The sequence below is a fragment of the Pseudarthrobacter sp. NPDC059871 genome, from assembly GCF_042731175.1.
Taxonomy (GTDB): Bacteria; Actinomycetota; Actinomycetes; order Actinomycetales; family Micrococcaceae; genus Arthrobacter.
Genome location: NZ_JBHWJV010000008.1, coordinates 43,960 through 69,639, shown reverse-complemented (window position 1 = coordinate 69,639; position 25,680 = coordinate 43,960). Strand labels below are relative to the sequence as shown.

Sequence of the window (25,680 nt, the reverse complement as noted above, 5' to 3'; positions counted from 1 at the left end):
CGGAACTAATATTGAACTCTAACTATTTCGCGCCGGGGCAGCCCGCTGTATCCGGCCGGTTTCTCACGAAAGCGTTTACACATGTCTTCCACCGACACCTCCACGGTGCCCGGTTCACCCCAGCCGGTGAACTCCCGCGGCCGTGTGATCGTCGCCAGCCTGATCGGCACCACGGTCGAGTTCTATGATTTCTATGTCTACGCAACTGCGGCGGTCCTCGTCTTCCCGCAGCTGTTCTTCCCCGGCCAGAACGAGACAACCCAGCTCCTGAGCTCCTTCGCGGTTTTCGGCGTGGCCTTCGTTGCCCGCCCGCTGGGGTCCATCGTCTTCGGGCACTTCGGCGACAAGTTCGGCCGCAAGGGCACCCTGGTGGCCTCGCTGCTCACCATGGGCATCGCCACCTTCCTCATCGGCTGCCTGCCCACTGCGCTGGTACCGGGCTGGGAGTTCTGGGCACCGGCGCTGCTGGTAGTCATGCGCTTCGCCCAGGGCCTGGCCCTTGGCGGCGAATGGAGCGGGGCGGCCCTGCTGGCCACCGAGAACGCACCGGCCAACAAGCGCGCCATCTACGGCACGTTCCCGCAGCTCGGCGCTCCCATCGGCTTCATCATCGCCAACGTCATCTTCCTGGTGGCCAGCTACATGCTCTCACCCGCTGCCTTCCAGGCCTGGGGCTGGCGCGTTCCGTTCCTGCTCAGCGCCGTCATGGTGATCATCGGCCTCTACGTGCGGCTGAAGCTGATCGAAACCCCGGCGTTCACCAAGGTGATCGAATCCAACGAGGTCGCCAAGCTGCCCCTGGGGCGCGTCTTCAAGACCAGCTGGCGCCAGCTGATCCTGGGTACCTTCATCATGCTCGCCACCTACGTGCTCTTCTACCTGATGACCACGTTCACCCTGACCTACGGCACCCGTGCCTCCAGCCTCGACGCGGCCAAGGCGGCGGCCGAGAAGGCCGGAAAGCCGATGTCCGAGGCCGCTGCAGCAGCGTTTGTTCCGGGACTCGGCTACACCCGCAACGACTTCCTCTGGATGCTGATTGCCGGCGTCGTGTTCTTCGGCATCTTCACGCTGGTCTCCGGTCCGCTGGCTGAGAAGTACGGACGCCGGAAGATGCTGATCGGTGTTACCGCCGGGATCTTCGCCTTCGGCCTGCTTTTCGTTCCGCTGTTCAGCGGCGGCTTCGTGGGCACCATGGCGCTGCTGATCCTGGGCTTCTCGCTCATGGGCCTGACCTTCGGGCCGATGGGCGCGCTCCTGCCGGAACTGTTCCCCACGAACGTCCGCTACACGGGATCGGCCATCAGCTACAACTTCTCCAGCATCCTGGGTGCGGCAGTAGCGCCGTTCATCGCCGTGGCCCTGTGGGAGCTGGCCGACGGCAGCCCGGTACTGGTGGGTGTCTACCTGACGTCCATGGCCGTGCTGACCCTCATCGCGCTGTTCGTCAGCAAGGAAACCCGGGACCTCGACTACGAGAACAACGTAGCCTGACCCGCCAGCCTGTGCCTTCCAGCCCGGTTGGTGGCTGGACGGCCCGGTGCCCGCCCTGCAGTGCAGGGACGGGCGCCGGGCTTTCGTCGTTCCGGGCATAGGTAACCGGGCAGGAACGCACGACGGCGGCCGGCTGGTTGGGGAAGGATGGTCCAGGTACGCGGGCTCAGGCCGCGTAACGCTCCACGAAGTTTCGCAGGATCTTCATCGGCTCGGTCACGGTGAACTTCCGGGCGTCGGCCATCAGGTCTTCGGCGGACTCCGGAGGAAAGTAGCCGGCGTTGCGGTAAATGTCGATGCGAGTCACCAGGCCCTCCGCATCGAGTTCGGGATGGAACTGGGTTGCGTAAAGGTTTGACTGGATTCGGAACATCTGAACCGGGCAGGCTGCGGATCCCGCCAGGCGTACCGCATGGGCGGGCAGCGAACTGCAGGCTTCCTTGTGGCCCGCAAAAGCCGTAAACGCCTGTGGCATCCCTTGCAGCAACGGGTCCTGCAGGCCGGCATCGGTGAGGCCGATCTCCACGGCGGCGAGCGGCTCGCCGTACGTCCGGTCGATAACCGCGCCTTGGTGCCTGCCCAGTGTCCCCACCCCGTAACACGCCCCCAGGAACGGGAAGTCGCGGGCCACCAGCTGGTCCAGCAGGCCTGAAAGTTCCTGTTCCACCCTGTGCTGGGCCGGGCTCTTGTCCTCTGGCGGATCGCTGGAGGTGAACGGACTGCCGCCCACGATCACGCCAGAGTATTCGGAGAGGTCCAGCTCGGGCAGGGGAGCTGCTTCAAGCCGGATGCGTCGCAGCTCCCGCTCCTCCAGGCCGCCGTACCTCAGGTACGCGGCGTACTCGTCATCGGCGGCGGCGTCTTCGGCTCGGGAGGCCAGGAGCAGGAATGGCAACACCTGCTAAGTGTGCCTGCAATTGCCTGCCATACGCCAGCAGCCCGGAGCGGATGGCTCCGGGCTGCTGGGTGGTGTGGAACGGCTGAACCCGTAGCCTGCCCGGTCGGGTTGGGCTGCTACGCACACCAGCGGGTAGCGGGCTACAGGCTGTTTCAGCCGGCCGCTGCCTGGGCCAGCGACCTGCGGGACTGGGGCCGCGCAGCCGGATCGGCATGGCGGTGCACCAGCTTCCAGTAGCCTTCCTCGCGGCGGAAGATGCTGGTGACCCGGAGGGCGAACTCCTCGGCGGCCGCGGCACCGTCCAGCCGGGCACGGAAGTGCTCGGTTTCCACCAGGTAGGCGGTGTCGCGCGCCGTGTACGACGTGATGGTGTCGAAGCCGAGCATCTCGCCGTCCTGGAACTGCCGAGCGGCCTGGTCCAGCCGGGCTTCAACCTGTGCCCAACCTTTGGCGATGCCGCCAAAGGGGTTGGCCAGAGTTACGTCCTCGAGCCGGGAGTAAAGGTCCTTGATGGGGAGGGTGTTGCCCCGGGTGATCTCCGGAACCGCCTCGTGGTAACGCGCCACTTCTTCCTGGAAACTGGGTGCCAGCATGGGTGCCTCCGGCCCGTCAGTCTTCGATGGTGGCGATCACGGCGCCCGCGGACACCGTCTCGCCCGCAACAGCCTTCAGGCCCGTTATGGTTCCGGAGCGGTGCGCCGTGAGGGGCTGCTCCATCTTCATGGCCTCCAGGACCACTACGAGGTCACCCTCGGCTACAACGTCGCCTTCAGCCACAGCCACCTTCACGATGGTGCCCTGCATGGGGGAGGTGAGCGCGTTGCCGGTTGCGGCAGCCGGGCCGCCGGAACGTGCGCGCTTCTTGGACTTACCGGACTTTGCCGCAGGAGCGGCGCCGGCGCCCAAGGAACCCAGGGAGGCCGGGAGCACTACTTCCAGGCGCTTGCCGCCTACCTCGACCACCACGCGCTGGCGTTCTTCGGCGTCCTCGGTTTCGGCGGCGCCGTGGGGGTTCCAGGCCGGCAGATCGTTGTTGAATTCTGTTTCGATCCAACGCGTGTGCACCTTGAAGGGGCCCTCCGCCGGAGCGAAATCGGGGTTGGTGACCACGGCGAGGTCGAACGGGATGACTGTGGGAATGCCTTCCACCACCATCTCCTCCAGGGCGCGGCGTGAGCGCTGCAGGGCCTGGGTGCGGGTAGCCCCGGTGACCACCAGCTTGGACAGCATGGAGTCGAAGTTGCCGCTGATGACGTCACCCTGCTCCACACCGGAATCAATCCGGATGCCGGGGCCGGTGGGGTTCTTCAGCGTGGCAATGGTGCCTGGGGCGGGCATGAAGTTCCGGCCCGGGTCTTCGCCGGTAATGCGGAACTCGATGGAGTGGCCGCGGACCTCGGGGTCGCCGTAGCCCAGTTCCTCGCCGCGGGCAAGGCGGAACTGTTCGCGGACCAGGTCGATGCCGGTGACTTCCTCGGACACGCAGTGCTCCACCTGCAGGCGGGTGTTGACCTCAAGGAAGGAGATGGTGCCGTCCTGGCCCACCAGGAATTCACAGGTACCGGCACCCAGGTAGCCGGCTTCCTTCAGGATGGCCTTGGAGGATTCGTACAGTCGCTGGTTCTGCTCAGGGGTGAGGAATGGCGCCGGTGCTTCTTCGACGAGCTTCTGGTTTCGGCGCTGCAGCGAGCAGTCGCGGGTGGAGACCACCACAACGTTGCCGTGGGCGTCAGCGAGGCACTGGGTCTCAACGTGCCGCGGAGCGTCCAGGAAGCGCTCGATGAAGCATTCGCCGCGGCCAAAAGCTGCGGTGGCTTCACGGACGGCGGACTCGAACAGTTCAGGGATTTCTTCGCGGGTCCGGGCCACCTTGATGCCACGTCCGCCGCCGCCGAAAGCGGCCTTGATGGCCACGGGCAGGCCGAACTGGTCCACGAACTCGAGGATTTCCTCGGCCGACTGCACAGGATCGGCGGTGCCGGGGACCTGGGGTGCGCCCACCTTTTCAGCAATGTGGCGGGCCTGGACCTTGTCGCCCAAGGCGGAAATCGCTTCGGGGGACGGGCCGATCCAGGTGATGCCGGCCTCGATCACGCGGGCTGCGAACTCGGCATTCTCGGCCAGGAAGCCGTAGCCGGGGTGGATGGCATCCGCGCCCGACTGCCGGGCGGCGTCGATGATCTTGTCCATCACCAGGTACGACTCGGCAGCGGTGTTGCCGCCCAGGGCATACGCTTCGTCAGCAAGGCGGACGTGCAGGGCGTCGCGGTCCGGGTCGGCGTAGATCGCCACGGAGGCGATGCCCTCGTCGCGGGCGGCGCGGATGATGCGCACCGCGATTTCACCGCGGTTGGCGATCAGCACCTTGGTGAGGCTCTGCTGCGTGGTACCGGCGGACTGCTCCATATTTGCTGACAAGGCGTCTCCTTCTTTCCTTCAGGGAGCCTAGCGCGGTTTTGGAGGTTCCGCCGATATTACTTGCGGAATCCGCGTGTAAACCGGCAATGCTTTGTAGGGAAGCTACAAGTCCGGTGCAATTGGCCGCCTTTCAGTGCGGTGGCCAGAGATCGGTGATGCGCACGTTTGCGGCGGCCAGCAGCCCCCGGAGGGTGGAAACGGACAGGCCGACGACGGCATGCGGATCGCCGTCGACCTTCCGGATGAAGGCCCCGCCCAGGCCGTCGATGGTGAAAGACCCTGCGCAGTGCAGCGGCTCGCCGGTGGCGATGTACGCGTCGATTTCCTCCGCGTCCATGTCCAGGAAGGCGACCTCGGCTGAGGCAACCGCGCCGAGGGTGGCGCCGGATCCGGCACCGTCACCGCCGTCGTCGTCCGTGTCCCGGCAGTCCACCAGCCAGTGCCCTGTGTGCAGCACCCCGGAGCTGCCGCTCATCCGGAGCATCCGCTCCCGCGCGACGTCGGCCGTGTAGGGCTTGCCGTGCGCCTCGCCGTCGAACTCGAAAACCGAGTCGCAGCCAAGGACCAGTGCGCCCTCGGAGTCCGGGAGCGCCGCCACGGCCTCGGCCTTGGCCCGGGCCAGCAGGAGTGCGGTGTCGTGCGGATCAGTCACGCCGTAGCGCGCCTGCACGGCGTCCTCATCCACATCGGAGACCAGTACGGTGTGCCGGATGCCGGCTTCGGCCAGGAGTTTGGTGCGGGCGGGGGACTGGGAGGCAAGTATCAGGCGGACCACGGAATCAGCCTAGTGGACCAGCTCTGCGGACGCCTTTGCGTTCTCCGGCCGGCTGAGCTTGGCGCCTTCCACGTCCACGTCCGGCAGGATGCGGTCCAGCCAGCGCGGCAGCCACCAGGACTTTTCGCCCAGCAGGTACATCACGGCGGGCACGATGGTCATCCGGACCACGAACGCATCCAGCAGCACACCGAACGCCATCGCGAAGCCGAGCGGCCGGACCATGGTCAGGTGGCTGAAGATGAAGCCCGCGAACACGCTGACCATGATGATGGCGGCGGCGGTCACCACGGCGGCGGCGTGCCGGAAGCCCACCCGCACGGCCTCCTTCGCGGTGGATCCGTGCATGTACGCCTCGCGCATGCCGGAAGCGATGAACACCTGGTAGTCCATAGCGAGGCCGAACAGCACGCCGATCAGGATGATCGGCAGGAAGCTCAGGACCGCGCCGGGGTTGGCGACATCGAACACGGTGCCCAGCCAGCCCCACTGGTAGACGGCCACCACGGCGCCGAACGCGGCAGCCAGCGAAAGGAGGAAGCCGCCGGTTGCCAGCAGCGGCACCACGATGGAGCGGAACACCAGCAGCAGCAGGATCAGGGACAGCCCGACGACGATGGCCAGGTACGGCGGCAGGGCGTCACCGAGTTTGGTGGAGACGTCGATATTGCCGGCGGTCTGCCCGGTCAGGCCCATGGCTACGTCGTAGTCGGCCTTGATTTCGCCGTTCAGGCCGCGGAGTTCCGAGACGACCTTGACGGTGCTGGCGCTGGCCGGGCCTTCCTCCGGGATGACCTGGAAGACGGCGGTGCGCCGGTCTTCGCTGATGGCTACCGGTACGGCGGCCACCACGTTGTCCACTGACCGGAGCTTGTCCGCAATGTCGTACTGCAGGGTGGTGGCTGCGGCCTCGTCCAGCCCAGCGGGGAACTCGCCCACGGCAACGATGGGGCCGGTGACCCCTTCGCCGAAACTGCGGGCAGTGACGTCGTAGGCCTGGTAGGCCTCGGAATCCACCGGTTCGGAGCCGCCGTCGGGCAATGCGAGCTGCAGCTGGGTGGCCGGGAGGGCCAGCGTGCCCAGCAGGATGACGCCGGCCACCATGGCGAGCACGGGGTGCCGGGTGACCAGGCCGCCCCAGCCGCGGGTGCTGCGTTCGCGGTCTTTGGCGTCGTCTGCCGCTTCGTGGCCGGGCTCTGCGTTGTGGGCGTTGGCCTTGGCCCAGGCCCGCTTGGAGATGATGCGGCGGCCAATGAGGGACAACATGGCCGGGGTGAGGGTGATGGCGACGAGGACCGCCACGGCCACCGTGCCGGCGGCTGCAAGGCCCATGACGGCCAGGAACGGCAGGCCGGGGACCACCAGGGCGGCGAGGGCGATGATGACGGTCAGGCCGGCGAACACCACGGCATTGCCGGATGTCCCCGTGGCGCGGGCCACGGATTCCTCGGGATCCATGCCTGCCAGGAGCTGGGTGCGGTGCCGGTTGACGATGAACAGTGAGTAGTCGATGCCGACGGCGAGGCCCAGCATGAGCGCCAGCATGGGGGAGATGGAGCTCATGTCGAAGAGGCCGGACAACGCGAAGGTGATGCCCACGCCCACGCCGACGCCCATGACAGCCATGAGGAGCGGGAGGCCTGCCGCCACCAGGGTGCCGAGCATGATGATCAGCACCAGGGCTGCGACGGCGATGCCGATGATTTCCGCGATGCCGAACAGCTCGGAGATGTCCTCGGTGATTTCCTTGCTGGCCAGGGCTGTGACGCCGGCGGCGGAGGTCGCATGCGCGATGTCCTGGACCTGTTGGCGGACCTCGGGGCTCAGCCCGTTGATGGAGCCGTTGAACTGCAACTGGGCTACGGCTGCCTTCCCATCCTCGGAGACAAAGCGGATGGCCGAGGATGCTTCGGCCTGCCGCTTGCCCAGTTCCAGCTTGGCCTTGCTGGCCTCAAGTTCCTTCGCGCCGGCGTCGTATTTTGCCTGGCCCTCAGCCGCTGCGGCCTTCTGCTGGCCCAGTTGAGCCTCGATGGCGGCTGCCGGAGCACCGGCGGCCACCATCTGCTGTTCTGCCGCGTCCAGCTGCGCTTTTCCGGCATCCAGTTGTGCCTTGGAGGCGTCCAGGGTGGCCTGCCCGGCGGCCAGCTGCTGCTCACCGTCTGTGATGGCCTGCCCGGCCTGGTCCACTTGGGCCTGGGTGGCGAACGGGTCCACGGTGCCGCGGACGTCCGGCAGCGTTTCGAGCTTCTTCAGGGCATCAGTGACCGCCGCCCGGCTGGCGTCGGTGAAGCCGCCATCGGGTGCCTCAAAAACGATCGTGGCGGTGCCGCCGGACGCTGACGGAAGGTCTTCCTTCAGTTTGTCCGCGATCCGCTGCGTTTCCGTTCCGGGGATCTGGAAATTGTTGGACAAGGTGCCGTGGAAAGCCGCGGCGGAGCCGCCGACGGCAACCAGCGCCACGAGCCATAACGAAAGGACCAGCCAGCGCCGGCGGTAGGAGAACTTGCCAAGGCGGTAGAGCAGCAGTGCCATGAGGGAAACCGATCTGGTCAGGAGGAATGGGCGGCTGATGGGGCTGACGTGCGGGCCGGAGTGGCCGGCGCGGTGGATTTGCCGGCGCCGGCCGGCGGGGTGAAGCCGGAACCCAGAAGGGCCATGGCGTCGATAAGGAGCTGCCGGAGTTCGGCAAGGGACGCGGGCGAGAGGTCGGGTCCCCGGCGGCTGAACCAGACCTCCATGGCGGCCTTGCCGCAGGAGATAACGGAGCCGGCCAGGGCGTGGACGTACAGCTCGTCCGAACCGTCCGGCGTTGCTGCCACCCGGTCCCGTGCCACGGTGAAGACCTGGGCGCGGCAGTGGTCCCAGGCCTCGAGTTCGGTGTGGGCCATCAGCTGGCTGTGCTGCGTCAGGGCGAACAGCTCGGCCAGGGGCTCCACCGTCCTGGGGTCCGCCAGGGCCATGAGGGCGGCCTGTGCCGCCTCCAGCAGTGGTTCCTCCGCGGGCCGCAGTTGCAGTTGCCGGATGACGATATCCAGGAAGCCGTGCGTCACGGACGCCAAGGCTGCGTCGGTGCTGTTGAAGTAGTTGAAGAAGGTGCGCCGGGAGATGCCGGCGGCCTCGGCGATGTCCTCAGCCGTGAAGCCGCCGGGCCCCTTGGACCGGAGCAGTGCCAGCGCGGCGTCCGTAATGGCCTGCCGGGTGGCCGCCTTGTTCAGTTCGCGGCGTGAGGGAGCCGCGGGCGCATCAGGCGGGGACGAGGATGAATTCACGCTCTTACACTACGTGCAAGTTTGCACAGTGGGCAAGTTAAATTCACAGGAGAATGAAAGGCTCCCAACAGCCTTTACCGAACCTGCGCACGGATGCTTGGTAGGACCCGGAAAGGGTCAAACCACAGCAGCCGTCTGGCGACGGCGGAGCAGGAGAAGAGAATGTCACGCAGGAAGAAGATGGCGCTCGGCCTGTCGGCCGCGGCGCTCGCCGTGGGGGCCGGCATTGGAGTGGCGGGAGTGGCCTCAGCCACGACGACGCCCACCCCCTCGCCGAGCGCCAGTTCCAGTGCCTCTGCCGATGCCGGCACGGGCACAGGCTCCGGCACAGGCCATGACGGCATGGGCCGCCATGGCGGACGCGGAGGTGAACGCGGCGGCGTCCAGGCGTCAGCGCTGGCGCAGAAGCTTGGTGTGGACGAGGCAAAGGTCACTGACGCATTGAAGGCTTTCCGCGAGGCCAACAAGCCCAGTGGACCGCCGGCCGAGGGTGAGAAGCCCGACGTGGCCGCCCGCGAAGCTGCGCTGGCCAACTCCCTGGCAGCATCGCTCGGGATTGACGAAGCCAAGGTAACGGCGGCGCTCGACGAGCTCCGCACCGCGGCACAGGCAGACCGGGCGGCAGAGCTCAAGACCCGCCTGGACCAGGCCGTCACGGATGGAAAGCTGACGCAGGCCGAGGCGGACGCCGTAACCAAGGCGGTTCAGAACGGAGTGATCGGCGGCGGCGGACACTGACCGCGCGCCTCAGGGCCCCGGCAGGCCGGGGATAGCGTCCCAGGGCAAAAGCCCGGGACAACAGGAAGTCCCCGGGAGAATTCCCGGGGACTTCCTGTGATTGCACATTCGCGGCGCCTGGTGGCACCCGGTGTTGATTATGCCTTGGCGTCCTGCAGTTCGCGGGGCGCGGTGTCGGCAGCAGTACCGTCCGTAGCGGCACCGTTGTCGGCGTCGGCGTCGTCGTCAACGAACGGGGTGCCGTTGCGGGGCGCGTTGTACAGGGCTTCGTCCAGGATGCCCTGGCGCTTGGCCACGATGGTGGGGACCAGGGCCTGGCCTGCCACGTTGACGGCGGTACGGCCCATGTCCAGGATCGGGTCGATGGCAAGGAGCAGTCCGACGCCGGCCAGCGGCAGTCCCAGCGTGGAGAGCGTCAGCGTCAGCATCACCACGGCGCCGGTGGTGCCGGCTGTCGCAGCAGATCCCAGGACGGAGACCAGGGCGATCAGCAGGTACTGGCTGAAGTCGAGCTGGATGCCGAAGAACTGGGCCACGAAGATGGCGGAGATGGCCGGGTAGATCGCGGCGCAGCCGTCCATCTTGGTGGTGGCGCCCAGCGGGACCGCGAAGGAGGCGTAGCCGCGGGGGACGCCCAGGCTGCGCTCGGTGACGCGCTGGGTGAGCGGCAGGGTTCCCACGGAGGAGCGGGAAACGAAGGCCAGCTGGACGGCCGGCCAGACACCGGAGAAGTACTGCTTCACGGACAGGCCGTGGGTACGGACCAGGATGGGGTACACAACGAACAGCACCAGGGCCAGGCCGGCGTAGATGGCAACCGTGAATTTGCCCAGGGAGCCGATGGTGTCCCAGCCGTAGACGGCGACGGCGTTACCGATCAGGCCGACGGTGCCCAGCGGTGCGATGCGGATGATCCACCAAAGGACCTTCTGGATCACGGCGAGGGCGGAGGCGTTGAGGTTCAGGAAGGGCTCGGCTGCCTTGCCCACCTTGAGGGCGGCAACGCCGACGGCGATGGCGATCACCAGGATCTGCAGCACGTTGAAGCTGACGGAGGTGGTCACGGCGCCGGATTCGGCAACCGTGGAGCTCGCGCCCAGGCCGAGGAAGTTCTTCGGGAAGAGGCCGATCAGGAAGGACCACCAGTCGCCGGACTTACCTGCGTACTTGGCTTCCTCAGTAATGCCGGTGTTGGCGCCGGGCTGCAGCAGGACGCCCAGGCCGATGCCGATCAGCACCGCGATCAGGGACGTGATGGCGAACCACAGCAGGGTGTTCCAGGCAAGCCGGGCGGCGTTGGATACCTGGCGGAGGTTGGAGATGGAGCTCACCACAGCCGTGAAGATCAGGGGCACGACGGCGGTCTGCAGCAGCGACACGTAGCTGGATCCGATGGTCTGCAGTGTTGCGCCAAGGCCGTTGGGGTTGGTCTTGGTGCTGCCGGTGTACTTGGCCAGCAGGCCGAGGGCAAGGCCCACGATGAGTGCGGCGATGATTTGGAAGCCGAACGATCCAGCCCACTTGGGAAGCTGGAAGCCCGTCTTCCCTGCGGGGGAGGGGGTGCTTGTCTGAGTGCTCACCCGAATACGCTAGGTCCGCACTGCCTACCACGCCGAAACAACATTGAGAAATGTTACGCACGCCCAGTCTCCGGAAGAAACAGAATACCCCGGAATTCCAAGGCGGACAGCGGGTTTTGTTACTTATTCCCAGCGGCGGTGTGCTTAACATCTCCCGAAAGTGACCTGCTCACGCGCCGACGTGAACAAGAAGGGGGGGGGCGCTCTGGGTCCTGCTAGCGTTGCAATAATGACGACTCATCAGATCGCCCTTGGGGCGATCAACATGGAGGCCCAGGATCCAGCCGCGCTAGCCGAATTTTGGGCGTCCGTGACCGGTGCGTTTCCCTCGCCCGGTGGCGACAGCGTCTACCTGCCACCTGCTGGTCCCGGAGGGTTCGCGATGTTCTTCCAACCCAGGACCGGTCCTCGCCCCGAGCATCAACCGTTCCACCTCGACTTGACTGTCCCCTGGGGGTCACGACCGACAGAGGTCGATCGCCTCCTGAGCCTCGGGGCCACCTACCGGTGGGACGTCCTGGACGAATTCCCGCACGTGCAGTGGACAACTCTTGCTGATCTGGAGGGGAACCTCTTCTGCGTGGCCGAACACCCACCTACAGACCAGCAGGGTACGTGAGCCGACCCGGGCCGAGGAATCTCCTTCTGCTTAATTCCGTAGCCGAACAGTTTCCCGTTCCCGTCACCGGTGCGGCGACGGCCAAGAGATGATTTACGCATCACCGGAACCGTAGCCAGCCCGGCTGCCTGCGGCGGGGACGGCGTTGTGCTGGGACTTCACTGCGTTCACGGCCGCGCAGCGAGTTATGAAAGCAGCGCCCGCCGTAGGGTATCGAGCCCAACGGAGCCGATGTTCAGGGCCTTGGTGTGGAACTCCTTGAGGTCGAACCCTGGCCGTGTCTCGAGTTCGGCGCGGATCTGTTCCCAGAGGCGCTGGCCCACTTTGTAGGAGGGTGCCTGGCCGGGCCAGCCGAGATAGCGGGTGAACTCGAAGTTGAGTTGTCCTTCGCTGATGGGCAGGTTGGCTTTGAGGAATTCGTATCCCTTGTCCGGGGTCCACGTGCCGGTGCCCCAGCGTGCGGGCACCTCCAGTTCCAGGTGGACGCCGATATCGAACACCACCCGGGCTGCGCGCATCCTTTGCATGTCCAGCATGCCCATATGGTCGCCCGCGTCGTCGAGGTATCCGAGCTCCTGCATGAGCTTTTCCGCGTAGAGGGCCCAGCCTTCGCCGTGTCCGGAGGTCCAGCAGATGTTGCGCCGCCACTTGTTGAGCAGTTCGCGCCGGTAGGTGGCGGTGGCCACCTGGAGGTGGTGGCCGGGGACGCCTTCGTGGTAGACGGTGGTGGTTTCGGCCCAGGTGGTGAAGGTGTCCTCACCGGCGGGCACGGACCACCACATGCGTCCGGGGCGGGTGAAGTCGTCGGAGGGGCCGGTGTAATAGATGCCGCCTTCATCGGTGGGGGCGATGAGGCATTCCAGTTTCTTCATGACGTCTGGAATGTCGAAATGGACCCCCGCCAGCTCCGCCACGGCTTTGTCGGAGAGTTCCTGCATCCAGGCCTTGAGGGCGTCGGTGCCTTTGATCTGCCGGGCAGGATCGTTGTTCAGGATCTCCTTGGCTTCGGCGATGGAGGCGCCGGCCTTGATGGTCCCGGCCACCACCTCCTGCTCAGCGATCAGGCGGTCCAGTTCCTGCACACCCCAGGCATAGGTTTCCTCCAGGTCCACGGTGGCACCCAGGAAGGACCGTGATGCCAGCGCATAGCGGGCCTTACCCACTGCGTCTTTCTCGGGTGCGGCGGGCAGCAGGTCGGTGCGGAGGAAGTTGGCAAGCCCCGTGTAGGCGCGGCGGGCGGCGGCGGCCCCGGCGTCGAGCTTCTCCTGCAGGGCGGTGCCCAGCGGGCCGGTTTCAGTGGCGGCGCCGGCTGCGAGCTTGGCGAAGAATCCGTCCGCGGCGGCATACTTGGTGGCCTGTTCGATGACGATGTTCACCTGGCGCGCCGCGGCCACCCGGCCTGCGTCGCGCGCAAGGCGGAGGGACTCGATGTAGCCTTCGACGGCCACGGGCACGTTCTGCGCGCGGCCCGCGATGTGCTCCCAGTCCTGTTCCGTGGCGGTGGGCATGAGGTCGAAGATCGCGCGGATGTCCTGCGCGGGCGAGGCAATGTTGTTCAGGTCCGCGTACTCCCACCCGGAGGCATGGATCAGCAGCTGCAGTCCAAGCCGCTCGCGCATGGCGTCCAGCGTGACGGCGTCAACGTCATCCTCAGGCTCCAGGCCCTCAAGGTCGGTCAGCGCTTTGCGGGCCACCTCTGCGAACTCGGCGATGCCTGCGGGCGAGAAATCCTGGTATTCGGTTTCGCGGCCGGGAAGTCCCAGGGTGGTCGCCAATGATGGATTCAGGCGGACGAGGGTATCGGTATAGGCGTCCGCGACGGCGTCGATGCGGGTGTGCGGGCGTGCGGCGGGCGAAGTGTCGGTAGTCACCATCCGAGACTAGCCCGGCTGCGCCCACCGGGCGAGGAACGCGCCGGGGATCAGCCCTTGCTGCGCTTCCAGGCGCCCGGACCGGGTGTTGGTGCCAGGCCCAGCCGTTGCCGGCGCGCCCAGTGCCGTGCGGTTGGCGCCGCAGGCTTGGCCGCTTCCGGGCCGCCCAGGGAGAGTACGACGGCGGTGAGCGCAGCGAGTTCCTCGGCGTTCGGCTGCCCCTTGACAACAGAGAGCAGGGGAGCCGCGGCGGTTTCTGCCGGGTCCGGCGTTCCGGTGGCACTCACAGCGGGATGTTCCCGTGCTTCTTGGCCGGCAGGCTGGCACGCTTGTCACGAAGGGCGCGCAGGCCACGGACAATCTGCAGCCGGGTGTCGGACGGTGCGATCACGGCGTCGACGTAGCCGAGCTCGGCTGCCTGGTAGGGGTTCAGGAGTTCTTCCTCGTACTGCCGGATGACCTCGGCGCGGCGGGCTTCGACGTCGCCGCCATCCTCGGCCACAGCCGCAAGGTCCCGGCGGTAGAGGATGTTGACGGCGCCCTGTGCGCCCATCACGCCGATCTGCGCGGTGGGCCATGCCAGGTTGAGGTCAGCCCCGAGCTTCTTGGAGCCCATCACGATGTACGCGCCGCCGTAGGCCTTGCGGGTGATGACCGTCAGCTTCGGCACCGTGGCCTCGGCATACGCGTACAGCAGCTTGGCGCCGCGGCGGATGATGCCCTGGAATTCCTGGTCTTTGCCCGGCAGGAAGCCCGGTACGTCCACGAGGGTGATGATGGGGATGTTGAAGGCGTCGCAGTTCCGGACGAAGCGGGCCGCTTTTTCGGAGGCGGCAATGTCCAGGGTTCCGGCGAACTGCAGCGGCTGGTTGGCCACGATTCCCACGGTGTGGCCTTCCACCCGGCCGTAGCCGATCATGACGTTCGGTGCGTAAAGGGCCTGCATTTCCAGGAAGTGCCCGTCGTCGACGATCTGCTCGACGACTGCGCGCATGTCGTAGGGCTGGTTGGCCGAATCGGGGATCAGCGTGTCGAGGGCGAGGTCGTCGTCGTTGACCGCGTTTTCCTGGGCGTGTTCCAGAACCGGGGCTTCGGACAGGTTGTTGGAGGGCAGGAAGTCCAGGAGTTCGCGGACGAACTCGATCGCGTCCCCTTCATCCGAGGCGAGGTACGTGGACGTGCCGGTGGTGGCGTTGTGCTGGCGCGCTCCGCCGAGCGTTTCCATGTCCACGTCCTCGCCCGTGACGGTCTTGATGACATCGGGGCCGGTAATGAACATGTGGGACGTCTTGTCCACCATCACCACATAGTCGGTGAGGGCGGGGGAGTAGGCGGCGCCACCGGCGGAGGGGCCCATGATGAGGGAGATCTGGGGCACGACGCCGGACGCGTGCACGTTGTTGCGGAAGATATCGGCGAACATGGCCAGTGAGGCGACGCCTTCCTGGATGCGGGCGCCGCCGCCGTCGAGGATGCCAACCACCGGGCAGCCGTTGCGCAGGGCGAATTCCTGCACCTTGACGATCTTTTCGCCGTTGACCTGGCTCAGTGAACCGCCGTACACGCTGAAGTCCTGGCTGTAGACCGCCACGGGACGGCCATCCACGGTGCCGTAGCCGGAGACCAGGCCGTCGCCGAGGGGCTTCTTCTTTTCCATGCCGAAGGCGGTGGACCGGTGTACTGCGAGGGCATCAAACTCAACGAACGAGTCCTCATCCAGCAGCAGGGCAATGCGCTCACGTGCTGTGTTCTTGCCGCGCGCATGCTGCTTTTCGACGGCCTCGGGGCCGGAGGGCTGTTCGGCACGTGCCTGGCGGTCGCGGAAATCGGCAATCTTTCCCGCTGTCGTTGTCAGATCGTGGCTCATCAAGTATCTCCGGCTCTGTTGCAGATTGGTTCAGTGTCGCTGAGTCTGTTGACGGGCTGTGCTCTGGAGGCGCTTAAGTAGCTTCCACACAAAAAACGAACCCTGCTGGCAAGTCTAATGACGGTCTGAGTGCCCGCGGCTGTAGGGAACCTACAATTTTCTGCCGTGCCCTCACCCGGACCACTATGTTACTCGCCGGTAACTTATCTGGGTTACAGTGTTTCCATGACTTCGAGCAACGACGCTTTGACCGCTGCCGCCAGCCCCTACCGGGCCTCCGGTTCGCTTCGCGGGAGGACCATCCTGATGTCAGGAGGCAGCCGCGGCATCGGCCTCGCCATCGCGCGGCGGGCTGCGGCGGACGGAGCCAACATCGTCCTGATGGCCAAAACCGGCGAACCCCACCCCAAACTCGCCGGCACGGTGTTCACCGCCGCGCAGGAACTGACCGAGGCCGGCGGCGGTGCACTGCCCCTGGTGGGGGACGTCCGCAACGACCAGGACGTGGCCCGTGCCGTGGCAGAGGCCGTGGGCCGCTTCGGCGGCATCGACGTCGTAGTGAACAACGCCTCCGCAATTGACCTCTCCACCACGGATGCCGTGGACATGAAAAAGTACGACCTCATGCAGGACATCAACGTCCGCGGGACTTTCCTGCTCTCCAAGCTCGCCCTGCCGGCGCTGCGCGCGTCCGGCAATGCGCATATCCTCACGCTGTCGCCGCCCCTGAACCTGGATCCACACTGGGCCGGCCGGCACCTGGCCTACACCATGGCCAAATACGGGATGAGCCTGACCACCCTTGGCCTGGCCGAGGAGCTGAAGGACGACCGGATCAGCGTCAACTCCCTGTGGCCCTGCACTCTGATCGACACCGCGGCGATCAGGAACATGCCGCAGGGCGAGGCCATCGTCCAGGCCGCACGCGGACCACAGATCATGGCCGATGCCGCCCATGCCATCCTGACCGGCGGCAACCTGCCCGCAGGCGGGCAGGCAACGGGCAATTTCTACACTGACGAGCAGGTGCTGGCGGCAGCAGGGGTTTCCGATTTCCGCCCCTACAGCCTGGGAGCCCCGGAACACCGGCTGGTTCCGGACATATTCCTGTAGCCGCAAGGGCAGGCTGTCGGTGCGGCCACATTCCCCGGCTCGGTAGGATTTAGCTATGGCTGAAGCGCATATCCCCGGTATCCCGTTGGACAGGTCGGAGCTGGGCGATCAGCGCTTCCTGTCCGCCGCCGGCATTTCCCGGCTCGACGTGGTGGACTCCACCGGCTCCACCAACGCCGACCTGCTCCGTGCAGTGACCGTGGAGCCCGCCTCCTGGCCGGATCTTTCCGTGCTGACGGCCGAATACCAGACCGCTGCCCGGGGACGCCTGGAAAGGCACTGGGAAGCGCCGCCGCTGAGTTCGGTCTCCGTTTCCGTTGTGCTGCGGCCCGTCAATGCCGAGGGCCGGCCGCTGCCCACGCAGAGCTACTCGTGGCTCTCGCTCATCGCTGCCCTGGCGCTCCGCGAAACCCTGCTGGAAACGGCAGGCATCCCGGCCGAACTCAAATGGCCCAACGACGTCCTGGTCCGCGGCCGGAAGATTGCCGGCATCCTGGCCCAGATGGGCCCCATGGCGGACGGCACCGTCCCGCCGGTGGTGCTGGGCACCGGCCTGAACGTCACCCTCCACGAGGACGAACTGCCGGTCCCCACGGCCACCTCGGTGTTCCTCGAGGGGGCGCAGACCACCGACCGGACCCAGCTGCTGAAGAGCTACCTGTCCCACTTTGCCGTGCTCTACCGGAGTTTCTGCAACGCCGACGGCGACCCCACGGCAGGCATGGCCGGCGGCCCGTCCCTGCATAAGCGCATCGAAGCCGTCATGGTGACGCTGGGCCGGCAGGTACGGGCGCAGCTGCCGGGCGACCACGAGATCATTGGCCATGCATCCCGCCTGGACGAATACGGCTCACTGCTTGTGGTGGACAAGGATTCACGCGAGCATGTGGTCACCGCGGGGGACGTGGTGCACCTGCGGCCCTGGACCGCACCGGAAGACGCCGGCCAAGGTGGTTATGCGTAAGGACCTCGTTCCCGGCGAACAGGTCATCGTCACCACCCGCCCACAACCCAGGAAACTGGCCGGCCCGGCAGCCGCTTTCATCATCGCCCCCGCGGTGGCGGCCTTCGCGTCCGCCTGGATCGTCCGAGGGGAAGCCCGGCGCCTGGTTCCGGCTCTGGAGGCACGCTGGACCCCGTGGCTGGTGACGGTTTGCGTGCTGGCTGCGGCGTGGGTGTGGCTGGGCTACTGCCTGCCGCGGCTGATGCGCTGGCACGCGACACGCTATACCCTCACAAGCCGGCGGATGGTGGCCAGGTCCGGCATCGTCAGGCGGCGCGAAGAGCAGGTCAACCTCCTCTCCGTCCGCAACCTCACAGTCCACGAGGGCGTGCTTCAACGCCTCCTGCGCTCCGGGAATATATCCTTGGAAACCGGGTATGAGGGCGTGACGACATTCCGGGACGTGCCGGAGGCCGCCAGGTTCCGGGATTTCATCCTTGACGCCATCGGGGAACTGCCCGGTGAGCTCCTCCCGCCCGGAGATGCAGGGGATTACCCTTACGGGGCAGTGCCGACGGAAATGAGAGAAGGTGGACGGAATGAACGATGAGGACCAGCAGGAGCTCGTGGATCCCGTCACGCCGTCCCCTGCCACTGACCCGCACCCTCCCACCGGGGCGATGTCCGCAGAGCGCCTGGCCATGAAAGCCCTTGAAGCGCGGCTGCTCGGCGGCGAACGCAAGCTCCGCCGTCGCGAGGTGGCGGCGGGCGCAGGCCTGTCCCTGCTTTCCGCGCGCAAACTCTGGCGCGCACTCGGGTTCCCGAACTTCGGCGACGAGGACGTTGCCTTCACCGAACGCGACCAGGCGGCACTGTCAACCGTGGTGGACCTCGTCCGCAGCGGAAAGCTGACCGAGGAAGCGGCCATTTCCGTCACCCGCGCCATCGGCCAAATGACGGACCGCATGGTGGTGTGGCAGATCGAAGCCCTGGTAGAGGACCTCGTTCACGAACAGGGCGTCACCGACGCGGTCGCCCGCAAGCGGCTGGTCAACGAGCTCCCGGCCCTGGTGGATGCCCTCGAGGAAGTGCTGGTCTATTCGTGGCGGCGCCAGCTCAATGCCGGCATCCAGCGTCTGGCCGTCCGGGCCGAAGCCGGACTTCAGGCCAGCGAAGAAGGCCGCGAAGGCGACGAGGACGATGCGCCGCTGCCGCTGGCGCGGGCCGTGGGCTTCGCCGACCTGGTGTCCTACACCAGCCTCTCGCGCCGGATGAACGAGAAGACACTGGCCCGCCTGGTGCAGCGGTTCGAAAACAAATGCGCCGAGATCATTTCCGTTGGCGGCGGCCGCCTGGTCAAGACCGTGGGCGACGAAGTCCTCTACATCGCCGAAACCCCGGCGGCCGGCGCCGAGATCTCCCTGGCCCTGGCGCAGGCTTTCACCGAGGACGAAATCCTGCCGGAAGCCCGGGTGGCCATGGTCTGGGGCAGAATCCTGTCCCGGCTTGGTGATATTTACGGCCCCACCGTCAACCTCGCCGCGCGTCTTACCACCCTGGCCGATCCCGGAACGGTGCTGGTGGACTCCATGACCGCGTCAGCACTCGAACATGACGAACGGTTCGTCCTGTTGCCCCAACCGCCCGAAAACGTCCGTGGTTTCGGCGAAATCAAGCCGGTCCGCCTGACGCGGGGCCTGGGCAAGGGCCTGATCGTCGACTGACCCTTCTTCCCCTGACGTCAAAGCGGGTGAGGGTTTGTCCATTTGATAGCTAGACAGGCTATATTTGTTCTGCCCGGCTGCCGCATGCCGGTCGTCGGCCGTCGCCGGACTTAACGGGGGGAACCGTTCCATGAAACTTCGCGGACGAGCGCGCGCAAAAGCTGCTGCTGCGCCCCGGCGCCGGCCCTTTCTCCAGTCCCCCCTTTTCAGCACCTCCGCCATGGGGCTTGCCCTCGCCGCCCTCGTTGTTGGCGCCGTCGTCTATCCGGGGTTTAAGACCACTGAGGTGGAGTTGAATGACGGTGGTGTGTGGGTGGTGTCGAAGTCTAAGAATGCGGTGGGGCGGTTGAATTATCCGTCGCGTGTGTTGGATGGGGCGGTGACTCCTGCGTCGTCGACGTTTGATATTTTGCAGGATGCCGGTGAGGTGTTTGTTGATGATGAGTCTGGTTCGACGTTGAATCAGGTGTCGCCGGCGAATATGCGTTTGGGTGGGGATAAGCAGTTGCCGGGGGCTGCGGATGTGAGTTTTGGTTCGTCGGTGTTGTCGGTGACGGATGCGGCGTCGGGCAAGGTGTGGGCGGTGTCGCCGTCGACGGTGAATGGTTTTGATGAGGAAGCGTCGGAGCCGGTGTTGGTGGGCTCTGAGGGTACGGTGTCGGCGGTGGGTGCTGATGATCGTATTTATTCGGCGGATCCGAAGGCTGGGACGGTGACGGTGACCGGTGTTGATGCCAATGGTGTGGTGGTGTCGTCGGAGTCTGAGTCGTGGTCTGAGTTGAAGGGTGCGGGGGACCTGCAGGTCACGGTGGTGGGGGACCGGCCGGTGGTGTTGGATGCTGCGGCGGGGAACCTGTTTTTGCCTGGTGGTAAGCGGTTGCAGTTGGCTGATGCGCTGGATGCGAAGTTGCAGCAGGGTGGTCCGGGCAGTGATTTTGTGGCGATTGCGACGCAGAAGGCGTTGTTGAAGCAGCCGTTGGATGGTGGGACGGCGAAGACGGTGTCGTTTGGTGGTGGGGGTGTTCCTGCGGCGCCGGTGCAGTTGGGTGGGTGTGTGCATGCTGCGTGGTCGGGGGCGAATAAGTATGTCCGTGATTGTGTCAGTGATGCTGATGATAAGAATGTGGATGTGCCGAAGGCGAGTGCGTCGCCGTCGTATGTCTTTCGGGTGAACCGGGACCTGGTGGTTCTCAATGATGTGAATTCCGGGAATGTGTGGCTGGTGAACCAGAACATGCAGCTCGTGAACAACTGGGACGACGTTGTTCCCCCCAAGGAAACCTCGGACGACGCCGACAAGGACTCCGCCGACGAAGTCCAGCAAACAGTCCTCCCGGACCGCACCAAACCCAACAGCCCGCCGGTTGCCCAGCCGGACAGCTACGGCGTCCGCGCCGGCAAAACCACCATCCTCCCGGTCCTGGACAATGACACGGACCCCGACGGCGACATCCTGACAGTGCGCCAGCCCGACAACATCCGCCTGGGCACGGTGTCGACGATCTACGGCAGCACGGGCTTCCAAGTCGCCGTTCCCGCCGACAAGACAGGCAGCGAAACCTTCAAATACACGGTGGACGACGGCCGCGGGCTTTCCGCCACCGCCGAGGTTTCGCTGCGCGTCGTCCCGCTGACGGAAAACACCGCACCTGCGCAGAAGCCGAACCGTGACACCACCATGGTGGTCCAGCAGGGCAAATCGGTCACCCGGAACATCCTCACGGACTGGATCGACCCCGACGGCGACGACCTCTACGCCACGTCGGTCTCCAGCCCGGACCCCCTTGACCAGGTCCGCATCCGCCCCGACGGGCAGCTCTCCTTCCAGGACAGCGGCACGTCACCCGGCCGCAAGGTCCTCACGGTGGGCATCTCCGATGGCCAGGCCACCACTGAAGGCCGGATCACCCTTGACGTCCGCCCCGCCGGGGCCCTCCCGCCCATCGCCAACGCTGACCACGTGGTGGCAGTGGCCGGGGCTCCGACGGTCATTGCACCACTCAAAAACGATATCGACCCCCAAGGCGGCGCGCTCCGCCTCGCCCAGGTGACCGCGGACGAGCAGTCCCGGGCGGTCATCGGCGCCGACCAGCAGACCTTCAGCTTCACGTCCGACGTGCCGGGACCGCACTACGTGGAGTACCTGGTAACCAACGGCCCCGCCAGCGCAGTGCAACTGGTCCGTGTCGACGTCGTGGCCGGCAACGACGCCGGAGCCCCCGTCGCCGTGCGCGACATTGCCCTGCTGCCCACCGGCGGCAGCGTCCTTGTCGATGTGCTCGGCAACGACTCCGACCCCTCCGGCGGTGTGCTGGTGGTCCAGTCGGTGACCGCCGACGGTTCGCTTCCGGTCAGCGTGTCCGTCCTGGACCACTCGGTGGTCCGGATCACGGACCTCCGCGCCGAAGGCCAGCTGACGCTGAAGTACACCATCTCCAACGGCCGGTCCTCCGCGACCGGCGAGATCGCCGTCGTGGTGGTCCCGGCACCGACAAAACTGCAGGCACCCCAGGCAAAGCCCGATGAAGCCACCGTCCGTGCCGGTGACGTCGTCTCCATCCCGGTGCTCGACAACGACACCGATCCCAACGGCGGCAAGCTGACCCTCGTGCCCGACCTCGCCCAGGTACCGGACGAAGCCGACGGACGGACTTTTGTGGCCGGGGACCAGGTGCGGTTCATCGCCGGTTCCGAGGCCAAGACCGTCTACGCCATCTATAAAGTCCGCAATGAGTCCGGCCAGGTGGACTCCCAACAGGTGACCATCCGCATCCTGGCGCGCGACGACGAACGGAACAGCCGCCCCGAACCGCGCAACCTCACCGGGCGCGTGGTCTCGGGCATGACCGTCAAGATCCCCGTCCCCCTGGACGGCATCGACGCCGACGGCGACTCGGTGCAGCTGATGGGAATCGACAAGGCGGCGGGCATGGGCACGGCGATCATCCGTGACGGTTACCTCGAATACACGGCCGCAGGTGACGCCGCCGGGACGGACACCTTTACGTATCGCGTCCGCGACCGGATTGGCGCCGAGAACACCGGCACCGTCATTGTGGGCGTTGCACCGCCGGAAGCCATCAACCAGAACCCGATTGCCGTGGACGACGCCGTGGATGTCAGGCCGGGCAGGAACGTCGCCGTTGACGCCCTGGCCAATGATTCGGATCCCGACGGCGATCCCATCTCCCTGCTGACCGACGGTTTCGAAGCCCGGCCCGAGCTGAACGTCGAAGTGGCTGACGGCGCCAAAGTACTTTTTACCGCGCCCGCGGTGGAAGGCAACGAGAGCATCCGGTACCGCATCCAGGACGACAAGAAGGCGCAGGCCAGCGCCGTGATCCGGGTGCGGGTCAGCGCGGACGCGGAACTGAAGCGTCCCATTGCCAAGGACGACAGGGTCACGCTGGCCGAAACCCTGGGTAAGACGGCCATCGACGTACCCGTCCTGAAGAACGACTCCGACCCCGACGGGGTTGCCTCAGAGCTGCAGATCAGCCTTCCGGACGGCAACCCGAATGCCCGCGTGGGCGGCTCAGGAAACGTGGTGGTCAGCCTCACGCCCGAAGACCAGCTCATCCCGTATACGGTGACCGATACCGACGGCCTTACCGCAACGGCCGTGATCTGGGTGCCGGGCCAGGGTGCGCAGTACCCCACGCTGTCCAACACCGAAACGGTGGAGGTCATGGCCGGCAAGGAAATCACCCTGGACCTGGACGACTACGTCAGGGTGCGGGACGGCCGCCGGCCCAAGATCAGCGTTGCCGACTCCGTCAAGGTCCTGGGCGCCTCCCCGGACAACGTGATCGTCGGAGAGGGCGAAGGCCTCCGCTACGCGGCGCGGCCCGGCTACGCGGGCCCGGGATCCATCACCTTCGAAGTCACCGACGGCTCCGGCCCCGACGATCCCGACGGGCTGAAATCGACCCTGGTCATCATGACCAACGTGATCCCGGACCCGGACGAAGCCAACACCCCGCCCACATTCCGTGGCGCATCGCTGGACATTCCCAAGACGGAAACTGCCACCCTGGACCTTGGCCCCCTCGCGGCCGACGTCGACGAACGGGACCAGGGTAACCTCACGTTCTCCCTCGAAGGCTCACCGCCCCCGGGCTTCAGCGCGAAGCTCGACGGCACGGTACTGAGCGTCAGTGCGGAGAACTCCGTTGGGGTCGGCGTGACGGGCAATATCCAGGCCACCGTGACCGACGGACGGTCGCCCGCGGTGACGGCCACCGTCCAGGTGCGGCACGTGGCCTCCAACCGGCCCATGCCGGTAGCCAATGATGACGTGGTGGAGAAAGCCAACGCGGGCCGCGCCGAGACGGTCAACGTCCTGGCCAACGACGTCAACCCCTACAGTGATACGCCGCTGAAGATCGTCGGCACCAGCGTCGAAACCGGTTCGGCCCAAGGCCAGCCCACCATCAACGGCGACTCCATCACCATCACCCCGGCAGACGGATTCAAGGGCGTGATGGTGGTCCGCTACACCATCGCCGACAAGACCGGCGACCTTTCCCGCCAAGTGGACGGCCGGGTCCGCCTCACAGTGCGCAGTGAACCCGATGCGCCGTCCGCCCCCTCGGCGACCGACGTCCGCAGCCGCACCGCGGTGCTCAAGTGGGCGCCGCCGTCGGACAATGGAGCGCCCATCACCGAATACACGGTGGTATCCAACAACGGATTCCAGCAGAAGTGCCCCACCACCACCTGCACCCTTTCCGGCCTGACCAACAACGTGAAGTACGTCTTCACGGTCAAGGCAACCAATGAGGTGGGGGAGTCGCAGCCGTCACCGCAGTCGAACGAGATCCGGCCCGACGAGAAGCCCTCCCCGCCGGAAGCACCCAGCGTCAAAGCCGGCGACAAGAACATGGTCATCAACTGGCCCGCTGCCCGGACGGAAGGCTCCCCGGTCAAGCACTACAACCTGGAGATCTCACCTCCGCCCGCCAACGGTGTTGCCGTCAAGAACGAGGTGGCAGGCCTCAACTACACCTGGACCGGGCTGACCAACGGCGTGAAATACAAGGTGCGTGCGCAGGCCGTCAACGAGCTGGGCCCCTCCGACTGGGGTACCTATTCCGCCGAAGACAATCCGGCCGGCGTTCCGGCAGCCCCCGCCGCACCCACCTCTTCCGTGGCATCGTCAGTGGGAACCCAGAACCAGCTCCGGGTGAACTGGACTGAACCCAACACCAACGGTGACGCCATCAGCGCCTACTACGTCACGATGTCCGGCGGCGGCCGGCCAGACCAGACGCAGACCATTCCAGGCACGGTGCGCACCGCCAACTTCACGGCGGACAACTCCGAAGCCGCGTACACGTTCACCGTGCAGGCCGAGAACAAAGCCGGCAAGGGTGCGGTCAGCCCGCCGTCGGCTCCACGCCGTGCCACCGGAAAGCTTGGCCAGGTTTCGGGCGTCAACGCCACTCCGGCCAACACCGGCGGTGCCGGCCGGTCCGTCACTGTCGACTTCAGGCGCCTGACGGCTGCTGAACGGAACGGCTCTGCCGAGAACGAGGTCAGTTACAGCTACAACGCCAGCAATGGGGCCAGCGGCCCCATCACCCCGGGCCAGACCATCGGCGGCTTCGCCAACGGCGCCCAGGTGAGCATCACTGTCATTGCCAATTCCTCCGTGGCCCCGAGCTCCAACGCCAGCGCCCCGGCGTCGGCAACGCCGTACGGGTCCCCGGGCACACCGTCCGCATCGGGACAGGACGGCGGCGTCAACGACCAGTCCGTTACGCTTCGCTGGTCCTCGCCATCCACGGCAACGAACGACGTCGCGAGCACCAGGATCAGGATCAACGGTGGAGGATGGGAGAACGTGGCAGCTTCCGGCAGCCGGACCATCAATACCGGTGGCTGGCAGCAGAGCCGCACCATCGAAGTCCAGACCCTGAACTCCGTGGGGACCGGCAGCGGCATCGCCCGTGCCAGTGCAACGTCCGGCAAGCAGGGACTCTGGGAAACCCGGATCAAGACCTCGGATCCCAACTTCGAGCGCTCCTGCACCTTCACCCGGGGCGGCTCGAACTACCGGCCCACGCCCTACTTCACCTGCGACGGGGTCAGCGGCAACAATCCGCCCTGGTTCTACAAGTCCAGCCAGGACCGCATCATGGTGGCCTGCTACATCGACCAAAGCGACAACTGGTCCGGCAACGGCATCGTCCGCTGGTGGCGGGTTGAGTCCGGCTCGGCACGCAACGTAGGCCGTTACGTCATTGCCGGCCACACCACTCTTCCGGACCCCGCAGGGCTTGGAGCACCCCCGTGCTGACGCGCCAAAATCATGAAGCCGCAGGTCAGCGCCTGGGGCACCTCTACCCATCGCGGACCCTTGCACCCTT

The 25,680-nt window shown here is 66.2% G+C and carries 18 protein-coding genes; 8 read left to right on the top strand and 10 right to left on the bottom strand.

Annotated elements, in window-relative coordinates; all coding sequences use genetic code 11:
* Positions 1 to 81 precede the first annotated feature (81 nt).
* The gene (locus tag ACFV4R_RS12105) at positions 82 to 1,494 is read left to right on the top strand and encodes an MFS transporter (RefSeq protein WP_377202623.1); all 1,413 of its coding nucleotides are present in this window, start codon (positions 82 to 84) and stop codon (positions 1,492 to 1,494) included.
* A gap of 166 nt (positions 1,495 to 1,660) precedes the next feature.
* Here the strand turns inward: ACFV4R_RS12105 and ACFV4R_RS12100 are convergent, their stop codons facing one another.
* The 6 genes from ACFV4R_RS12100 to ACFV4R_RS12075 form a co-directional block, all read right to left on the bottom strand.
* Positions 1,661 to 2,392, bottom strand: coding sequence for a glutamine amidotransferase (locus ACFV4R_RS12100; RefSeq protein WP_377202624.1), 732 nt, complete (start codon positions 2,390 to 2,392; stop codon positions 1,661 to 1,663).
* A 152-nt stretch (positions 2,393 to 2,544) separates the two neighbouring features.
* Positions 2,545 to 2,985, bottom strand: a complete 441-nt coding sequence (locus ACFV4R_RS12095; RefSeq protein ID WP_377202625.1) for a YybH family protein — start codon at positions 2,983 to 2,985, stop codon at positions 2,545 to 2,547.
* Between the two features lie 16 nt (positions 2,986 to 3,001).
* Positions 3,002 to 4,798 carry an acetyl/propionyl/methylcrotonyl-CoA carboxylase subunit alpha gene (locus tag ACFV4R_RS12090; RefSeq protein WP_377202669.1) on the bottom strand — a complete coding sequence of 599 codons (1,797 nt, stop codon included), beginning with the start codon at positions 4,796 to 4,798 and terminating at the stop codon, positions 3,002 to 3,004.
* 142 nt (positions 4,799 to 4,940) lie between these two features.
* Complete coding sequence (locus ACFV4R_RS12085) at positions 4,941 to 5,585, bottom strand: Maf family protein (RefSeq protein WP_377202626.1); 645 nt, start codon at positions 5,583 to 5,585, stop codon at positions 4,941 to 4,943.
* A 9-nt stretch (positions 5,586 to 5,594) separates the two neighbouring features.
* The gene (locus ACFV4R_RS12080; protein WP_377202627.1) at positions 5,595 to 8,117 is read right to left on the bottom strand and encodes an MMPL family transporter; all 2,523 of its coding nucleotides are present in this window, start codon (positions 8,115 to 8,117) and stop codon (positions 5,595 to 5,597) included.
* Between the two features lie 17 nt (positions 8,118 to 8,134).
* Complete coding sequence (locus tag ACFV4R_RS12075; protein ID WP_377202628.1) at positions 8,135 to 8,854, bottom strand: TetR/AcrR family transcriptional regulator; 720 nt, start codon at positions 8,852 to 8,854, stop codon at positions 8,135 to 8,137.
* Between the two features lie 162 nt (positions 8,855 to 9,016).
* Between ACFV4R_RS12075 and ACFV4R_RS12070 the strand changes: the two genes are divergently transcribed.
* On the top strand, positions 9,017 to 9,592 hold the full coding sequence (locus ACFV4R_RS12070; protein WP_377202629.1) for a hypothetical protein: 576 nt from the start codon (positions 9,017 to 9,019) through the stop codon (positions 9,590 to 9,592).
* 137 nt (positions 9,593 to 9,729) lie between these two features.
* Here the strand turns inward: ACFV4R_RS12070 and ACFV4R_RS12065 are convergent, their stop codons facing one another.
* Positions 9,730 to 11,172: a dicarboxylate/amino acid:cation symporter gene (locus ACFV4R_RS12065; protein ID WP_377202630.1), complete on the bottom strand. Its 1,443-nt coding sequence runs from the start codon at positions 11,170 to 11,172 to the stop codon at positions 9,730 to 9,732.
* A 229-nt stretch (positions 11,173 to 11,401) separates the two neighbouring features.
* On the opposite strand from ACFV4R_RS12065, the gene ACFV4R_RS12060 reads away from it, so the two are divergent.
* Positions 11,402 to 11,791 carry a VOC family protein gene (locus tag ACFV4R_RS12060; protein WP_377227109.1) on the top strand — a complete coding sequence of 130 codons (390 nt, stop codon included), beginning with the start codon at positions 11,402 to 11,404 and terminating at the stop codon, positions 11,789 to 11,791.
* Between the two features lie 185 nt (positions 11,792 to 11,976).
* On the opposite strand, the gene ACFV4R_RS12055 is transcribed toward ACFV4R_RS12060, so the two are convergent.
* The 3 genes from ACFV4R_RS12055 to ACFV4R_RS12045 are packed head-to-tail and all read right to left on the bottom strand — an operon-like array spanning position 11,977 to position 15,529.
* The gene (locus ACFV4R_RS12055) at positions 11,977 to 13,665 is read right to left on the bottom strand and encodes a DUF885 domain-containing protein (protein ID WP_377202631.1); all 1,689 of its coding nucleotides are present in this window, start codon (positions 13,663 to 13,665) and stop codon (positions 11,977 to 11,979) included.
* Between the two features lie 47 nt (positions 13,666 to 13,712).
* Positions 13,713 to 13,949, bottom strand: coding sequence for an acyl-CoA carboxylase subunit epsilon (locus tag ACFV4R_RS12050; RefSeq protein ID WP_377202632.1), 237 nt, complete (start codon positions 13,947 to 13,949; stop codon positions 13,713 to 13,715).
* The gene (locus tag ACFV4R_RS12045; RefSeq protein ID WP_056080090.1) at positions 13,946 to 15,529 is read right to left on the bottom strand and encodes an acyl-CoA carboxylase subunit beta; all 1,584 of its coding nucleotides are present in this window, start codon (positions 15,527 to 15,529) and stop codon (positions 13,946 to 13,948) included. The genes ACFV4R_RS12050 and ACFV4R_RS12045 overlap by 4 nt, the downstream gene beginning before the upstream one ends.
* 225 nt (positions 15,530 to 15,754) lie before the next feature.
* Here ACFV4R_RS12045 and ACFV4R_RS12040 point away from each other — a divergent pair, with 225 nt between their 5' ends.
* The 5 genes from ACFV4R_RS12040 to ACFV4R_RS12020 all read left to right on the top strand — a co-directional run bounded on the left by ACFV4R_RS12040 (position 15,755) and on the right by ACFV4R_RS12020 (position 25,610).
* A complete protein-coding gene (locus ACFV4R_RS12040; RefSeq protein ID WP_377202633.1) occupies positions 15,755 to 16,642 on the top strand; it encodes an SDR family oxidoreductase in 888 nt (295 codons plus the stop codon).
* A 55-nt stretch (positions 16,643 to 16,697) separates the two neighbouring features.
* Positions 16,698 to 17,606: a biotin--[acetyl-CoA-carboxylase] ligase gene (locus ACFV4R_RS12035; protein WP_377202634.1), complete on the top strand. Its 909-nt coding sequence runs from the start codon at positions 16,698 to 16,700 to the stop codon at positions 17,604 to 17,606.
* Positions 17,599 to 18,195, top strand: a complete 597-nt coding sequence (locus ACFV4R_RS12030) for a PH domain-containing protein (RefSeq protein ID WP_377202635.1) — start codon at positions 17,599 to 17,601, stop codon at positions 18,193 to 18,195. Before ACFV4R_RS12035 ends, ACFV4R_RS12030 begins: the two co-directional genes overlap by 8 nt.
* Entirely contained in the window at positions 18,185 to 19,309 is a 1,125-nt protein-coding gene (locus ACFV4R_RS12025; RefSeq protein WP_377202636.1) for an adenylate/guanylate cyclase domain-containing protein, read from the top strand. Before ACFV4R_RS12030 ends, ACFV4R_RS12025 begins: the two co-directional genes overlap by 11 nt.
* 130 nt (positions 19,310 to 19,439) lie before the next feature.
* The gene (locus ACFV4R_RS12020; protein ID WP_377202637.1) at positions 19,440 to 25,610 is read left to right on the top strand and encodes an Ig-like domain-containing protein; all 6,171 of its coding nucleotides are present in this window, start codon (positions 19,440 to 19,442) and stop codon (positions 25,608 to 25,610) included.
* The last annotated feature ends 70 nt before the right edge of the window (positions 25,611 to 25,680 follow it).